Source organism: Pseudoalteromonas sp. MBR-15 (assembly GCF_053628915.1).
In genome coordinates this window covers 54,864-70,335 of sequence record NZ_JBRJHH010000009.1, presented here as the reverse complement: position 1 = coordinate 70,335, position 15,472 = coordinate 54,864, and the positions used below count along the sequence as shown (strand labels likewise).

The window sequence follows — 15,472 nt, the reverse complement described above, 5'->3', positions numbered from 1 at the left end:
TTAAGGCCTTCTTATTGTGATATTATTCAGGCAATTAATCTTCAGTTTTACTGATTTTCTATTTTTTAAAAAGGTTTATGCATGAGCAATATCTCTGCACGCTTAGCGACTGAGCTAAATGCCCAGCAACCACAAGTTGTTGCTGCAATCAAATTACTTGATGAAGGTGCCACAGTACCTTTTATCGCGCGTTATCGTAAAGAAGTAACGGGTGGCTTAGACGACACGCAACTGCGTTTACTTGAGCAACGCCTATCGTATTTACGTGAACTAGAAGAGCGCCGTAGCTTTATACTTGCCACGATTAAAGAGCAAGGAAAACTAACAACCGAGCTCAGTGCGGATATTAATAACGCGGACAGTAAAACGGAGCTTGAAGATTTATATCTGCCTTTCAAACCTAAGCGCCGTACCAAAGGGCAAATTGCAATTGAAGCAGGTATTGAACCACTTGCTGATGCCCTGTTTAATGATCCAAACTTAGACCCTGAACAACACGCCACTGACTACATCAATGCCGATGCTGGTTTTGCTGATACGAAAACCGTACTCGATGGGGCTAAGTTCATTTTAATGGAGCGCTTTGCTGAAGATGCTAAGTTGCTTGCAAAATTCCGCAGTCATATAAGTCAACATGGTCAAATTGAGAGCCGCGTTATTGCTGGCCAAGAAAATGATGGCGCAAAATACCGTGATTACTTTGAACACCAAGAGCCACTAAAAAAAGTGCCTTCTCACCGTGCTTTAGCCATGTTAAGAGCACGAAATGAAGGCGTATTGCAGCTCAATATTAACCCTGAACCCAGTGCTGAAAATCCTGCACAAATCTGCGCACAAATGATTGCCGATCATTATCGCTTAGATGTTAGCAACTCAGCAGCGAGTGCATGGTTAATGAGCGTAGTGCAGTGGGCGTGGAAAATTAAATTAAGCTTACATCTTGAAAATGAGTTTTTAGGGGCGATGCGCGAAAAAGCCGAAACCGGTGCCATTGACGTATTTGCAAAGAACTTAAAAGACTTATTAATGGCAGCTCCGGCTGGTCCTCGTACAACATTGGGCCTAGATCCAGGTTTACGTACGGGCTGTAAAATAGCTGTTGTAGACAGCACTGGTAAACTATTAACGACACAAACTATTTTTCCACATGCCCCTCAAAATCATTGGGAAAAATCACTGCGCACGCTTGAACAGTTATGTCGCCAGCATAAAGTTGAGTTAATCGCCATTGGTAATGGCACCGCATCACGTGAATCAGACAAACTCGTCGCAGAGCTTATAAAAGCAAACAGCGAGCTTAACCTTAACAAAATTATGGTCAGTGAAGCCGGAGCATCTGTTTACTCTGCCTCTGAGTTTGCTGCGAATGAATTTCCTAATCTCGATGTATCGTTACGTGGTGCTGTTTCAATTGCGCGTCGTTTACAAGACCCCCTTGCAGAGCTTGTTAAAATTGAACCTAAGTCAATTGGTGTGGGCCAATACCAACACGATGTGTCACAAAGTCAGTTAGGGCAAACTTTGACTTCGGTGGTTGAAGACTGTGTAAACTCTGTCGGTGTTGATTTAAATATGGCTTCAGTGCCGTTACTTACTCGTGTATCGGGTTTAAACAAAACTCTGGCACAGAACATTGTCAACTACCGTGATGCGAATGGCTCATTCAGCAAGCGTTCTGAGCTTAAAAAAGTAGAACGTTTAGGGCCAAAAGCATTTGAACAAGCCGCGGGCTTCTTACGTATCACTAATGGTACAGACCCTCTTGATAAGTCATCAGTTCACCCTGAAGCCTACCCGGTTGTTAAGCGTATTTGCGAAAAGAACAACCTGGATGTCAATAGCTTAATCGGTAACTCAGATATACTAAACAAGCTTGTTGCGAACGACTATATTGACGACAAATTTGGTTTACCAACCGTCACAGACATCATTAAAGAACTTGATAAGCCAGGCCGCGACCCGCGCCCTGAATTTAAAACGGCCGAGTTTAAAGCCGGTGTTGAAACCATTAACGATTTAAAACCGGGCATGATTCTAGAAGGTGTGGTGTCAAACGTAGCAAACTTTGGTGCCTTCGTTGATGTAGGTGTTCACCAAGACGGTTTGGTGCATATTTCTGCTATTACGAATAAGTTTATCTCAGATCCGCGTGAAGTAGTCAAAGCGGGTGACATCGTAAAAGTAAAAGTGCTTGAAGTGGATGCTGCTCGTAAACGTATTAGCTTTACCATGCGCTTAGACGATGATGTTGATACCAGCAATAAAGCGGCAACTACAAGCAAACCTGCCGCGGCTCAAAAGGTAAAAAACACGTCTAAACCAAAACGTGACTTTGGTAATGCAGCCATGGGCAATGCCTTTGCCGATGCCTTTGCCAACGCTAAAGTTAAAAAGTAGCCATTATATTTGGCTAATAAAAAACCGCGTAAGTTAAGCTTACGCGGTTTTTTTGTTTTTAAAGGCTCACTAAAATGAGCCTTTAAAGCGATTACTTACGACGACGTAGTGCAAGTAATGGAAGGAGTAACACGATGAAGTGACCGAATGAACCACTGTCATCATCTTCTTCTACTTCTGGGTATACACAGCTACCATCATCAGTATTAGCATTCGCATCGTAGTTTGTTGCAGCGGTATCTGTACAACCTAATTCAATACCGTCTGAAACAACTGTAAGTGCAAATTCTTCCATCAATGATTTTTCACCACTGGTTAAAGTGACTTTAACTGTCGTTGTACCATAGTAGTTAGCATCAGGCGTTACGCTGAATGACATGCCATCGACTGATGTCGTCGCATTGTCAGCATCAACAGACAGTGTGAACTCTTCAGCTGTCTCACGCGTTAAACTAACCATAATATTGTCAACTGACTCGTTTTCCATCACCGACATATCTTCTAGCGCAACAATCGCAAGATCAACGGCGGTTACTGTAACCATAAAGTCAGTTGAGATAGTAGTATCTGTGCCCGTTAATGTCACTGTTACAGGGATCTCACCGTAGAAGTCAGCGTCAGGTTTAAGGCTAAATGTCATGCCATCAACCATTGATGTCGCATTATCAGCGTCTACAGTAAGAGTGAACGCTTCTTCTGTTTCTCGTGATAAAGAAACAGCAATACTTTCTAACATATCGCCTTGCATCACAGTCATATCTGCAATGTCGTTAACCATCACGGGGGCTTCTTCACCATCAGACTCAACAGTCAGTAAAAACTCTTTGCTTACTTTATCTGTTGGATTTGCTTTGTCTTGCACTGTAACAGTTACAAAAGTTTCACCGAAGAAATAAGGTTCAGGGATCAGATTAAACGACATACCGTTCACCTCAGCTGACACATGTTCACCCGTGATTACTAGCTCATTTGGCGATTGATCAGCATCAATAACCATCACTTCAATGCCATCAATACGACCATTTTCAGCAACCGTCATATCAGCAATATCTGCCATTTTAAGATTGCTTTGTACACCAATCGAGTGCATTAATGTACCTGACTCTTGGCTACCTAATAGATAATCAAGCGCGATGTCTTGCATGGTGCCTTTCGCTTCTGGCTTTATTGTCGCTGTAAAGTTAAATTCAACTTCACTTTGCTCAGGGCCCACGTAATCAAAACAAATGACTAAGTCATCTTGTAAGATTTTACCAAGGTCATCGAAACCGATTACATTGCTTAGAGCACCGTCTTTAAAGCCCGCGGTTGTAGCATAAACACTGTCACCACCTTCAATAAAGATAGTGCCTGTATCAATATCAGCACCTAGATTGTCGTATGCAAAAATCGCTTCAAACTTACCTTCATGGTCATCAATACCACTGCGTAAGATCACTTCATAATCATAAGTATCACCCGTATTCTTGTCGGTAACATTATCAAATTCCATGAACAGAAGGTCACCAAGATCAGGACGTTCTTCTGCATATTGACTTGCAATTGTTAACCCTGTTGGATCGCTTGGATCACGTAGATTAGTGATTTCAAATGAACCACGCCAGAACGGGGCTAATGCTTCAACTAAGAAACCTGGACCACGGTGCGCACTCATCATCCACCAAATTGGTGTAAATTGCATAGCACCTGTTGGGTGTAAACGTACTTCGTTGTTGTTTGCTTGATTATAAACTTCAAACTTAGCGCCTTGTTTGTAGAATAACCAATCAATTGGTACATCAAAGTAAACATTTGAGCCACCTTCATACCAAGAAGCATCAGGTTGAATGCGGAAGTCACCCCATAAATCGATGTAGCCACCTGTTGAGTACTCATCGATCATTGGCGTTTTACACATTTCATTAGTGATGTTATTCGTGACAACATAATCACGCTTCACATTGCGAGTAGCCTCTTGAGTCCCTTTAATTGTTAAAGTGTTGCCCTCTACTTCCAATGAAGCAGCAACTGACTCGTTGTTAGAAGTCAATGTATCAGGCCAAACTTCCATGCCCTCAGGAATGGTTAACGCTAAAGTGTAATCGCGCGCGTCAGATTCATAGTTAGCTTTGAGTTTCACGTTAACATTTACAAGATCCATAGCGCGTGCTGAGTCTTGATCAATATTAAGGGTTAACGCTTCAGCGTCACGTTTAAAGTTAACTGATGTAAACCCTAAAGTCCCTTCAGCACCTTCTGAATCACCCAGTTCAAAACCACCGTAATACACATCGTTTAGCTGCGCTTCTGGTAGATTCCAATTAATCGCAATTTCATAGTTGCCATTACCTGAATGTTGTTGTGGAGCCGACACACTGAATTCACCCGTATTTTGCTCTTTCACAAATGCATAGTGAGTCACTGTTTGATAACCCACATCGCGTAAACCAGCTAACGCTGCGGTAGCGAACCAGTATTTACCAGGCTTAGGATCGATAATATTACAGTAGTTATCCTCAACACTGCTTGAAGAATAACAAATCATCTCTTCGTTCAGTGCTTTAATTAATGCATTTGGATCTTCAGCAATGTCTTCATCCGACACCATGAACGAGCCACTACCATTCGCATCATAACCCACCACTAAGTGTGCTTTTTTAATTTGCCAACGCGGTTCAACGATATCTGATAAATCAGTCGTTTGCTCTGTTGATGCCACTTTAATCATCAGGCGTTTTGTACCTTCAGGTACCTCAATTGCCTGAATATCCCATGCTTTTTCTACACGGTCTTTCGTTACATAAGGTGATACACCTAAGATATTGGCTGTTACTTCAGTCGGTTTTACAAGGCCATAATAAGTTGGTGTAAACTCACTGTAGCTGTCAGTATTCACAACGATTGACTCTGATGCATTGGCACGAGCCATATCGATATCAACCATGGCTGGAAGCTCATCAATGACATTTTTAGCCGCTAATGTGAAGTGAGCATCAGGTGAATTACCATCGGTATTTTTAAAAAGTACTTTACCGTTAAACCACGCATTTTTGTTTATAATGCTGTCCCATGGTGCGCCGGGTTCTGCAGGGTCTAGTTTAGACTGAATGATATTCGGTAACTTCATCGTTACCATCACGTCTTGTGTTTCACCCGCTTTAAGTGTGAAGTTACTTGGTGTAACACTCACTTCGACACCCGCACTTTCTTGCTCGCCTTCAATACCCCAACCATAGGCTGTTGCATCCCACGAACCATCTTTAGTCGCTTTCACTGTGCGCATCCAAGAGCAGGTCAGTTCACAGTCTTGGTTTACTAATGTCGGCAGGTTTAACCACTCCACTAAACCGCCATTACGTGGGTTAGCATTGTGATAGTTTTCGATTGTCTCATCCATGATAAGACCCGCATTTGCCGCTTGCGCAACATCAATTGAGCCACTTCCCGTCATGAAGTTGTAGTAAGGGTCAACTAACGTAACACCATTAGAAATGCGCACTTTATTCGCCGTCATCATCAGAGCCGATTGTACTTCAGCAGGCGTCCAATCTGGGTGCATTTGCATCAATAAAGTCATGGCGCCGGTTACATGCGGAGTAGCCATTGACGTACCACTCATGAATGTCCAGTCTGATGCTCTAGGATTGGCAGTGAATGGTTGGTCATCAGCATTCGCAGCATAAATATCAACACCTGGTGCCGTCAAATCAGGAACAAGGTTGTTAATATAATAACTTGGGCCCATAGAGCTAAAAATAGCGAGCTGGTTGCCAGCTTCTTCGTCAAACGAATAGTTATTTTGCGGCTCACCAATAGTCGCAATTGCAGCGCCATCAGGGTTAGCATTCACCCAGTTGCGAATAGCAAAACGCGCACTTGAAGATAAGTGAATACCTGGGATCACATAGTTATCTGCAACAACGTTCTCACCAAAAGCAATATTTTGCAGGATAAAACCACCTGCGCCACCCGCAGCTACGTTTTTCGCTTTATCAACACGCGCAATATCACCACGTAAACACACCACTATTTGGTCTGCGGTGAAAGTACCCGCAGGGAATGGGGCATTACAGCTAGCTGCATCATAGCCATCGTCAGCATTAGGGTCGTCGTAATTCTCAGCTAAAACAACCTCACCAGTAATTCCACCAGCGAAACTCTTACCTGCATACTCACCAACAGAAGGTGCACGTGTACCTTGGAAGTTGTTAATGGTTTTAACACCTAATTCCATCACGCGATCATGCGTTGATGCCCCCACTGTCGTCACCCAAGGTGATGTATGATCCGCAGACATATAGTACGGACCTGAGTTACCCGCAGCAGCGGCAACAGAAATACCGGCCTCACGTGCGCTTAAAAATGCCATTTCCATTGGATCTTCCCACGGGAAGCTTTCACCGCCACCGATTGAGAAGTTAATCGCATCAACGCCATCTTCAATTGCATCTTCAAAAGCAGATAAAATCGCCGACTCAGGACAACCAGCGTATAAGTCGCCCGAGTTGCCCGCGTGACATACTTGGTATGAAATAATGTGCGCGCGCGGTGCAACACCACTGGTGTGATCAAAGGTAAATGGTAAGTTTTCACCATCACTCACTTTCTCACCTGTGGCTGCTTGAAGTGGCGTATTCTCTATGTAGTTACCCGCGGTTGTGCTTGCAGTATGTGAACCATGACCGTTGTAGTCTTCACCGTTCTCTGGACGACGATCAGCACGTGCAAATCGATAGTCTGAATTCGCAGCCGTAATTTCAGGGTAAGAGCGAACACCAATTAACTTGTCATTACATAACGTAGGATCAGCTTCACAATCACCAACGAAGTTACCTGCACCAAATGGATTTGATTTGCTGTACTCTTCATCGCTTGCAAACGCAGGGTGGTCAGTATTGATACCTGTATCAATAATACCTACAACCATGCCTTCGCCTTTAACACCCACTGATGATGCAGGTGTAGCGCCTTGCCATAATTGATCTGCGCCAATAAACTCTGGGCCACGGTCTGTACGTAGTTCGAAAATACGGTTTGGTGTGATGCGTTTCACACCCGATTGCTTAGCCAGTAGCTCAGCATCCGCCTGCGTCATTTCGACAACAACGGCATTGTTTGCTAACGTAAATTGCTTTTTAACATCAATGCTAGCACCCACGGCACGTGCTTTGCTTAATACAGATGTTTGGCGCTGCTTCAAGAAACCCTGATAAGCACGCACCTTATGTGCCGATGTATCCAAGCGCTCATTAACCATTAACGAACGAGATTCAGTAACCGCTGTTGCAGTAAAGCCCTGAATGTCACCTTGGTAACTCGCGACTGGCTCTTCAGTCATTTGAACGATATAAGTTTGAACACCTGTCACACCCTCTTGAGGCTGGAACACATGTTCTGGTTGTTGATTTTGATAATGTTGATTTAAACGCTCAACACTGCCCTTTAATAAGCTTGGATGATCAGCAATTTGTTTTTGTTCTTGATACTTTGCGATATCTTCAGCTGTAAATGTTGGCTGATAAAAGCCTTTGTCTGACACTTTATTAAAGCCCGGCTCTGCCGCAGCATAACCTGAAGTACCTACATACAATGCTGTAAGTACTGCAACTGAGCTCTTTTTCAAGTGTGCTATTTTATTATTGCTAGGTTGCATATGATTCCCACTGATTTAATTTAAAACAGCTTTGCTTACGCAAAAGCTGAGACACTAAATTCTATTAGCAGACAAACATATACAGGCGGCGTTATGAGGGGTCAAACTGTGAGGTATACATTTCAGATACAAAATTAACACCATGTAAACATTGAAGTGGTGATATATAAAGCGTTGCGGATTATTTATACAAAATGTAGCTTTTTGTAGAGAACACTATTGCAGGAACAGAAATAATAAACAAAAAGAAGCTAGCGAAAGGTTCGCTAGCTTACTAATTAACTAAAAATTATAACGAATTGAGAAGGTAAGATCTGAATAGTCGTTTACATCTCGATACGCTGCGGTCACTAACCAATCAGCTGTAATCGCATAATTTGCACCGACATGAAGCACGGTATTATTTTCGCTTTCTTCATCATGCAGACGCTCGTAACCGATACCCGCATTTAGCTCTATTGAATCGGTTAATAAGTGCCTAATTTGTGCATTTACAGATAAAATATCAGCTGTATCTGAATCAGAATATCTCTCAGAGTTGGTATCGAGTACTTGTTCTTGATAAGTGATATCTTGCTTATACAGTACGTCACCTTCAAATTTTAGCTGGCCCAGCTTCGCTGAATAATCAATTTTAGTCACATCAGACAGAGAGTAAATATAGCCTAAAGCTAACTCATAACGCGTGATATCTAACTCTGTACGATAAAGATATTCAGTCTGCCCCGTACCGACTGGGTTGTTGTTCATATCATAAACAGTCACATTGTCGTAGATATCTAACTCTGTAAAGTCATCAGATACTTTTGAGTAGTGGCCTTGCACATACCAGTTTTGTGCAAATTGTTTACTGACGTTGATACCATAGCCCGTGAGAGAAAGATCATCAGCATCATCAATTTTCATTTTCTGATAGCCAGCATCAACATAATCATAGCTAAGAGGTGTGGTGTTTTGTGCCATAACAGCTGTTGATACAAGTGAAAGTGCACCGATAAGTACAGCATATTTCATGTTAAATCATCCTTATTTAAAATCGTGGACAATCTAACAGAGCTAATTTTTTACCACAATAGGAACAACCCTATTAATAGTAAGTAATGTGTAAGAAAATATGAGGTTAAATAACCGCAGAAAATTGGTTTTGAGCCGCAGCAGAGGTTGCCGCTTGATAGAAATTAGCAATTCGTTGAGCGCGTTGATCTACTTCCACGTCACGCTTTGCTGTTTTAGTCTCCGATGCACTCACTTGTGAGCTATCTTCATTGACAAATTCACGGTTAATTTTAAATGACGCTTGCCCATTTTGCTGCTTATCGTCATCAGACTGAGTCGCTAACTCAGCTTGAGCCGCCGCAAGTTTTTGCGTTGCATCTGCCGCTATAGCACGGTCAGCACCTGAGGGTTCTTGTGGAGCAAGCGCTGCTGCTCGTACAGTTTGCATTTTTTCAATGGTGGCTTTTGGATCCCCCTCGATTTGTGCAACATCGATTTGAACCTCTCCACCAACAACGTAATTAGTACCATCGGGACCGCGCTGATACTCATAACTTGGCGCACCCGCATATTGCCCACCGACAGATGCATGTGCTTGCTCGTGAATGCGCACTTCAGTATCACGGGCTTTTAATTCCTTTATTTGTTCCGCATCTTGCTGCTCTTGTTCAGCAACTTGTTGCTCTTTTTTTTGTTCTTGCTTTGTTTCTTGTTGCTCTTGTTCCGATTGCTCAGAATCGCCTTGTTGGCGTTCTTGAACTACGGTGTTGTCATCAAGACGGCCTTTCGCATCATAAGTGCCAGCGTCAGTGCCTGGTTGTCTGGCTTTTTCGCCATCGTTTAAAGTTTTATTTTCAGCGTTACTGGGTTTGGTTGCCGTAGGTGCGGGGATTACCTCGCGCAACTGGTTATCACGGCGCGCACTTTCTGTATGCACATTCGCAGTGTTTAAGTTAATGGCCGGATAAGGAGTAACGATGTTCATGATATTTATACTTTAATATCGATTAAAGTGCCCAGTACCTCATCCGCGGTTTGAATGCTATTGATATTCGCCTTGGCATTAAACTCTTCTACTTTTAAGTTGACCAACGACTCATCAATACGCGCGGGTTGTGATACTGGAGGCGTGACTGCTTCATCGGGGCGAGCGGCTTGTAATTGTCGCTGCTGCGCAAGCTGAGCATCATCTTGTTGATCTATTGAGGCACGGCTAATCTCTGCGCTTGCCTTTTCAATACCTTGGCTAGCACGGTTATAACCTTCTACCGCATTATTAAAAACAGAACCGATTGCCATGATGGTCTCCAACAGTGAGATCTAACCGTAATTATCGCTCACAAAACGAACAAAATAAAGTATAATCCCGCTATTTTTATGGCCTCAAGCTAGATTTTGTTTAACACACTGATTTAAGAGCTGTTATAAATGCCTCTTTGTGAGAAATAAACGGGGCATGGGATGCTTTATCAATTACCTCGTAGTCAAAATTAGGCTGCAGCGCCTGCATTTTCTTAAGAGCACGATAAGGCACTAACGCATCTAAGCGACCAAAAATGCCGACTATAGGCACCGTTAACTGTGCAAACATAGCGCGTAAATCATCGTGCTGTAGTATATCGAGTCCTGCACTTAGCGCCTGCTCTTTGGGAGCGGGGTATTGATTCAATAATAATTTTAGCTGCTTTATATCATCACGAGCAGACTCACTGCCCATAGCTTGAATAGCGAGAAAGCGTTCTATGGTTTTTTCTCTATGGCTCACTAACTGATCTTTAAACGCATTCAGGACGTCCGGCTTAATACCAGGCCAATCATCGTGCTGGGCAAAAAATGGGGTTGATGCTACCAGCACAACTTTGGCCACTTTGTCAGGCCAGTGCGCAGCAATATACAAAGCAAACAGCCCTCCCAGTGACCAACCGACAAGTATTGATCCTTCATTTAGTTCGCTACTGAGCTGCTCTGCCGCAGCATGCAAAGTGTAAGGTGTTGGTATTGACTGTGCGTTACCAAACCCAGGTAAATCTAAGCAGCGAACAGCGCCATCATGAAAAAACGTAAGTTCAGGCATAATGACTTGCCACACACCTTGATTCATTCCCCAGCCATGTAACAACACCATTTCATTTTGCATATTTATAAACTCTCAACCACACTTAGCGCTCATAATAGCGTTTAAAGGAATGAATGCAATGGCGGGCTTAATTCAGGCGTTTAAAGTCGCTTTAGATGCGCTGTTCCCAAATTTTTGTTTGGGTTGCAAGGGCCACATTGAAAGTAATCAGTCACTCTGCCCACACTGTATGGATGACCTTGCACTTTTTGACTTAGCACGTCATCCAAACCTTTTACATCGCCCCGATATTTGTGACGCTTTTCCTGACTGTCATTTTGATCATCTCATTGCCTGTGCGTGGTATCAAGCACCCTATAAACAATGGCTCATACAGTTAAAATTTAACAATCAACAGCATTATAAAGTGGCTTTACAGCAAATCATAACCAAACAGCTGCAGCATGCCCTTGCAGCAAACACACACTGGCCTGATGTATTTATCATAATGCCGTTACATAAAAGGCGTTTTTTATCGCGTGGCTACAACCAAGTAAGCCAAACGTGGTTACCGGTTCTAGAGGGCTTACAGCAAGACGTTATTACGCCTCTTCATAAACAAAAAGCCACCCAGCCACAATCAAAACTAAGTAAAACAAAACGGGTAAAGAATGTAAAAAATGCGTTTGTATGTCAGCAAGATCTGACAGGGAAATCGGTGGCTATTGTTGATGATGTGATGACCTCTGGTGCTACATTAAACGCAGCAACAGAGGCATTAAAACAGGCAGGGGCCAAACAAGTATGGGCAATCCTTACGTGTTTGACTCCCCTTAATTAGTCACCCGATGCACTAAATGCATGACCAAAGAACAATGCATTACTTAGTAATCGGCTTGTTCCATACCAGTAACCACGAAAAACGGGATTATCAGTCATACCAATCACACTGCCTTTTCCGTAAGAGTGCGCAATTAAACCTGCAGCACCGGCTACCTGCTCCACATTGACATCATCGGTAAAGCCTGCAAGTAATGGCGTGTCTGTATAAGTAAGTACATTAACAAATGGTGCTTCCGATTTTTCAAGTAACCAAGTGCTATTTTTAAATACAGGTAAGGTATTGCGCTCAAGCGAGAACGTCAGTGGATGCGATAAGTCAACGTGAGTATTAAAGATGGCACCAGCAATGCGTTGGCGCCCTGCTAAGTCATCTTTATCGGCATAAGTAAGGCCTTTTGTATCAAATGCACTTGCAACATCACGGCGTGACAAATAATTCGCTTTTAATAGTTGCTGATCCGCTAAGAATTTTGCACCGCCTTTATGGCCCCAGATTACCCCGCCTTTACGAACCCACGCTTTTATTGCAATTTTAGTCGCATCATCAAGGCGATTATAATTACCATGCGCAAGCACAATATGGCTGTACTTATCGAGGTTAATATTATCTAAACGCTCCATTTCAATAATACTCGGGGCAATATCAACAAAGCGATCAAGGTAATACCACACTTCGCCTAACTCATACTGGCTGGTTCCTTCGCCACCAATAAGCAGTACCTTAGGTGCTTTAACAACAGCCATAGAACGAGACCCTAAATCAGCCCCTTTCACTGTTAAACCAGAGCTGATGGGAACAATTTCAATACCGAAATCTGTTTGTGCTTGGTTTAAATAACGCACCCAATTAGGGTCTGTTTGAATACCGGCTGGTAATAAAATACTGCCTGGCTCAAAAGCAACCTCACCTGCGGGTGTTTTTGCTGTAAGTGAACTAAGCGCAACACGCGCTTGAACACCTTGCTTAAGTAAGTTATTTAACATTTTAGGAGCAAGGTAGTCATCCCACTTAAATGCATAAGCATAGCTTTGTGGTAACGCAGCGAAGCTTGATTTAACCGTTTTCTGCCACGGCATTTTTGCAATATTTAAGCCCCAATTGCTGCTCACTTTGGCAAACTCTAAATTAAATGCATGGGCCAATGTCCAGCCCGAAACATCATAAAAAGTATTGTCAACAAAGCGTTGTTGCTCGCTAAAAATCGCTTTTACTAAACGAAATTGTGGCTGTGCTAATGGCACGTAGTAGCTTTTTTCAGAAAAGCTCTGACCATTCACTTTTAAGGGCTCTTCAAGCAAATACGCATTGATTTGGTGTTGCTTTAACACGTCTAAAAAATACGCCATGCGGCTATTATCAGCGCCGCCTTTTACCACATAGCCTTTAAAATCTTCATCGCCAGCAAGATCCGTAGCTTTAGTGTAAAACTCAGCTTGATAGTCTAGTAAGTCTTGGCGATTATCAATCGCTGCTTGGAATGTAGATAAGCTCGTTAACAGTTGATTTTTAATAGTAAATGGAAAACTCAACGGGCCGTTAATTGTTTCTTGTAAGTGCCCACGAGAACTGGCTTGTTCAAATAAAATACCCACGCCACCATTTACATCTGGGTAGGTTGACCCCTTGCCATAGTAAAAATCGTCAAAGCTTTCTTCAGTAAAATACAGCGCATTGTGCTCATCAAGCGTCTTTGCATGATAATTTGCAATTGCTTTCGTTAATGTCACATTTTCTTCTGGCGTAATTGGGTGTTTACGCGTTGGTATTCCCGGCTGAAAGAAGAATGTGCTATTTGGGCCCATTTCATGAAAGTCAGTTAAAATATTAGGCTTCCAGTGATGGAACTGGGCAATACGCGCACGTGACTCAGGGTGTTGTAGTAACAACCAGTCACGATTTAAATCAAAAAGATAATGGTTAGTACGGCTGCTCGGCCAGCTTTCACGGTGCTCACGTGTTTCAGGGTCCGATGATAAGTTCATGCCTCGATTGCTATTTGCCCAATTCGCAAAACGCGCTAAGCCATCAGGATTCAAAGAGGGGTCTAATAAAATAACGGTGTTGTTTAATAAGGTGTCAATTTCAGGCCCTTGTGCCGCTGCAAGATAATAAGCAACTAATAGCGATGCGTTGCTACCTGAAGACTCATTGCCATGCACACTGTAACCCATCCACACAACCGCAGGTTGCTTGCTTGAGTCAGTATTTCCACCGCTTAAGCGAGCTAAATGTGCTTTACGAATCTGCTCTACTTGGCCTAATTTATCTGGCGCAGTAATCGTTAACATGACCAAGGGTCGCTGCTCGTGCGTCCGGCCAATTAGTTCAATATTAATACGCTCACTTTTGTCTGCCAATATTTGCATATACTGAACAAGTTGATCATGGCGTACATGCCACTCGCCCACTTCGTAGCCTAAAACCTCTTGCGGGGTTGGAATAAGCGGATCAAATTTCACATCTTCTTCAAAATAATAGGAAAGTGGTTTTGCTAATGCTGAAAAACTCACTAGCATGGTTAATATTGTTATTATTAAACGCATAGATAGCACCTGTTATTGTTTGATGTTTTCACGCTACCATTCGATAAAATAGATGCAACTTTTTACGCTCAACACTGGCGACAACACGATGAGCGGAGTATGATAGGCAGTATCCGAGTAATTTAGTCAAGTATAGTTCGTTTTATGATTTCTATTTCTGAATCTGCACAATCTCATTTTGCTAAACTTTTAGCAGACCAAGCTGAACAAACTAACATTCGTGTGTTTGTTGTAAACCCAGGTACTTCGCAAGCTGAGTGTGGTGTTTCTTACTGCCCTGAAGACGCAGTTGAAGCAAGCGACATTCGTTTACCATTTAATGGTTTTGATGCCATTGTTGATGCAGAAAGTGCTCCTTTCTTACAAGAAGCTGAAATCGATTTTGTGACTGACAAAATGGGTACTCAGCTAACGCTTAAAGCACCGAATGCAAAAGCACGTAAGCTGACCGACGATGCGACGCTTCAAGAACGTGTTCAACATATGCTTGAAACCGAAGTTAACCCGCAACTTGCTAACCACGGTGGCCAAGTAAGCCTTGTGGAAATTACAGCCGATGGTATTGCAGTACTGCAATTTGGTGGTGGCTGTAATGGTTGTTCAATGATCGATGTGACGTTAAAAGAAGGCATCGAAAAAGAAATGATCGCTAAATTTGATGAGATCACAGGGGTGAGAGATATTACTGATCACAACCCAGGTGAGCACTCATACTACTAATTAGCGCTTAAGATGCTTAAGCAGTGGGTTTTTCGCTTAGGTAGCGACCCCAAATTAAGCCTAAAACGCTTTCTTCGCGGCTTAGCACTGTTTGTGCTAGCCGTGATATTCATTGCTATCGGCTATTATGGACCCGCAATTTTCCAGCTCGTGGGGCTTGTCATTTTAGCTGTTGCATTGTTTTATGCGTTTTGGGGTTACTTAGGTATTTTTGCGAACCGTTTCGCACAAGTGCTTAAGCGTACATCCCCTAAAGATGATGATCCTGACCTGTGGAAATAACC

The 15,472-nt window shown here is 42.8% G+C and carries 10 protein-coding genes; 4 read left to right on the top strand and 6 right to left on the bottom strand.

Annotated elements, in window-relative coordinates; translation table 11 throughout:
* Window positions 1-81 precede the first annotated feature (81 nt).
* Window positions 82-2,397, top strand: a complete 2,316-nt coding sequence (locus tag ACSSVW_RS13280; RefSeq protein ID WP_036973390.1) for a Tex family protein — start codon at window positions 82-84, stop codon at window positions 2,395-2,397.
* 91 nt (window positions 2,398-2,488) lie between these two features.
* On the opposite strand, the gene ACSSVW_RS13275 is transcribed toward ACSSVW_RS13280, so the two are convergent.
* The 5 genes from ACSSVW_RS13275 to bioH form a co-directional block, all read right to left on the bottom strand.
* Window positions 2,489-8,029: a S8 family serine peptidase gene (locus ACSSVW_RS13275; RefSeq protein ID WP_421419022.1), complete on the bottom strand. Its 5,541-nt coding sequence runs from the start codon at window positions 8,027-8,029 to the stop codon at window positions 2,489-2,491.
* A gap of 282 nt (window positions 8,030-8,311) precedes the next feature.
* Window positions 8,312-9,043, bottom strand: a complete 732-nt coding sequence (locus ACSSVW_RS13270; RefSeq protein WP_065979407.1) for an outer membrane beta-barrel protein — start codon at window positions 9,041-9,043, stop codon at window positions 8,312-8,314.
* Between the two features lie 106 nt (window positions 9,044-9,149).
* A complete protein-coding gene (locus tag ACSSVW_RS13265; RefSeq protein ID WP_454179474.1) occupies window positions 9,150-10,010 on the bottom strand; it encodes a putative metalloprotease CJM1_0395 family protein in 861 nt (286 codons plus the stop codon).
* Window positions 10,011-10,015: 5 nt separating this feature from the next.
* Window positions 10,016-10,324, bottom strand: a complete 309-nt coding sequence (locus ACSSVW_RS13260) for a hypothetical protein (RefSeq protein WP_036973397.1) — start codon at window positions 10,322-10,324, stop codon at window positions 10,016-10,018.
* 100 nt (window positions 10,325-10,424) lie between these two features.
* Complete coding sequence (gene bioH / locus ACSSVW_RS13255) at window positions 10,425-11,162, bottom strand: pimeloyl-ACP methyl ester esterase BioH (RefSeq protein WP_036973398.1); 738 nt, start codon at window positions 11,160-11,162, stop codon at window positions 10,425-10,427.
* Between the two features lie 58 nt (window positions 11,163-11,220).
* Here bioH and ACSSVW_RS13250 point away from each other — a divergent pair, with 58 nt between their 5' ends.
* Window positions 11,221-11,922 carry a ComF family protein gene (locus ACSSVW_RS13250; RefSeq protein ID WP_036973399.1) on the top strand — a complete coding sequence of 234 codons (702 nt, stop codon included), beginning with the start codon at window positions 11,221-11,223 and terminating at the stop codon, window positions 11,920-11,922.
* On the opposite strand, the gene ACSSVW_RS13245 is transcribed toward ACSSVW_RS13250, so the two are convergent.
* The gene (locus ACSSVW_RS13245; protein ID WP_036973400.1) at window positions 11,919-14,468 is read right to left on the bottom strand and encodes a M14 metallopeptidase family protein; all 2,550 of its coding nucleotides are present in this window, start codon (window positions 14,466-14,468) and stop codon (window positions 11,919-11,921) included. The two genes, ACSSVW_RS13250 and ACSSVW_RS13245, sit on opposite strands and share 4 nt — an antisense overlap.
* 144 nt (window positions 14,469-14,612) lie before the next feature.
* On the opposite strand from ACSSVW_RS13245, the gene nfuA reads away from it, so the two are divergent.
* Entirely contained in the window at window positions 14,613-15,188 is a 576-nt protein-coding gene (nfuA, locus tag ACSSVW_RS13240) for a Fe-S biogenesis protein NfuA (RefSeq protein WP_036973401.1), read from the top strand.
* A gap of 12 nt (window positions 15,189-15,200) precedes the next feature.
* Window positions 15,201-15,470, top strand: coding sequence for a hypothetical protein (locus ACSSVW_RS13235; protein WP_074989199.1), 270 nt, complete (start codon window positions 15,201-15,203; stop codon window positions 15,468-15,470).
* The last annotated feature ends 2 nt before the right edge of the window (window positions 15,471-15,472 follow it).

Coding starts and splice junctions, on each gene's coding strand:
- ACSSVW_RS13265 (WP_454179474.1), bottom strand. CDS start 10,010: ATGAACATCGTTACTCCTTATCCGGCCATTAACTTAAACACTGCGAAT.
- ACSSVW_RS13275 (WP_421419022.1), bottom strand. CDS start 8,029: ATGCAACCTAGCAATAATAAAATAGCACACTTGAAAAAGAGCTCAGTT.
- ACSSVW_RS13270 (WP_065979407.1), bottom strand. CDS start 9,043: ATGAAATATGCTGTACTTATCGGTGCACTTTCACTTGTATCAACAGCT.
- nfuA (WP_036973401.1), top strand. CDS start 14,613: ATGATTTCTATTTCTGAATCTGCACAATCTCATTTTGCTAAACTTTTA.
- ACSSVW_RS13245 (WP_036973400.1), bottom strand. CDS start 14,468: ATGCGTTTAATAATAACAATATTAACCATGCTAGTGAGTTTTTCAGCA.
- ACSSVW_RS13235 (WP_074989199.1), top strand. CDS start 15,201: ATGCTTAAGCAGTGGGTTTTTCGCTTAGGTAGCGACCCCAAATTAAGC.
- ACSSVW_RS13260 (WP_036973397.1), bottom strand. CDS start 10,324: ATGGCAATCGGTTCTGTTTTTAATAATGCGGTAGAAGGTTATAACCGT.
- ACSSVW_RS13280 (WP_036973390.1), top strand. CDS start 82: ATGAGCAATATCTCTGCACGCTTAGCGACTGAGCTAAATGCCCAGCAA.
- bioH (WP_036973398.1), bottom strand. CDS start 11,162: ATGCAAAATGAAATGGTGTTGTTACATGGCTGGGGAATGAATCAAGGT.
- ACSSVW_RS13250 (WP_036973399.1), top strand. CDS start 11,221: ATGGCGGGCTTAATTCAGGCGTTTAAAGTCGCTTTAGATGCGCTGTTC.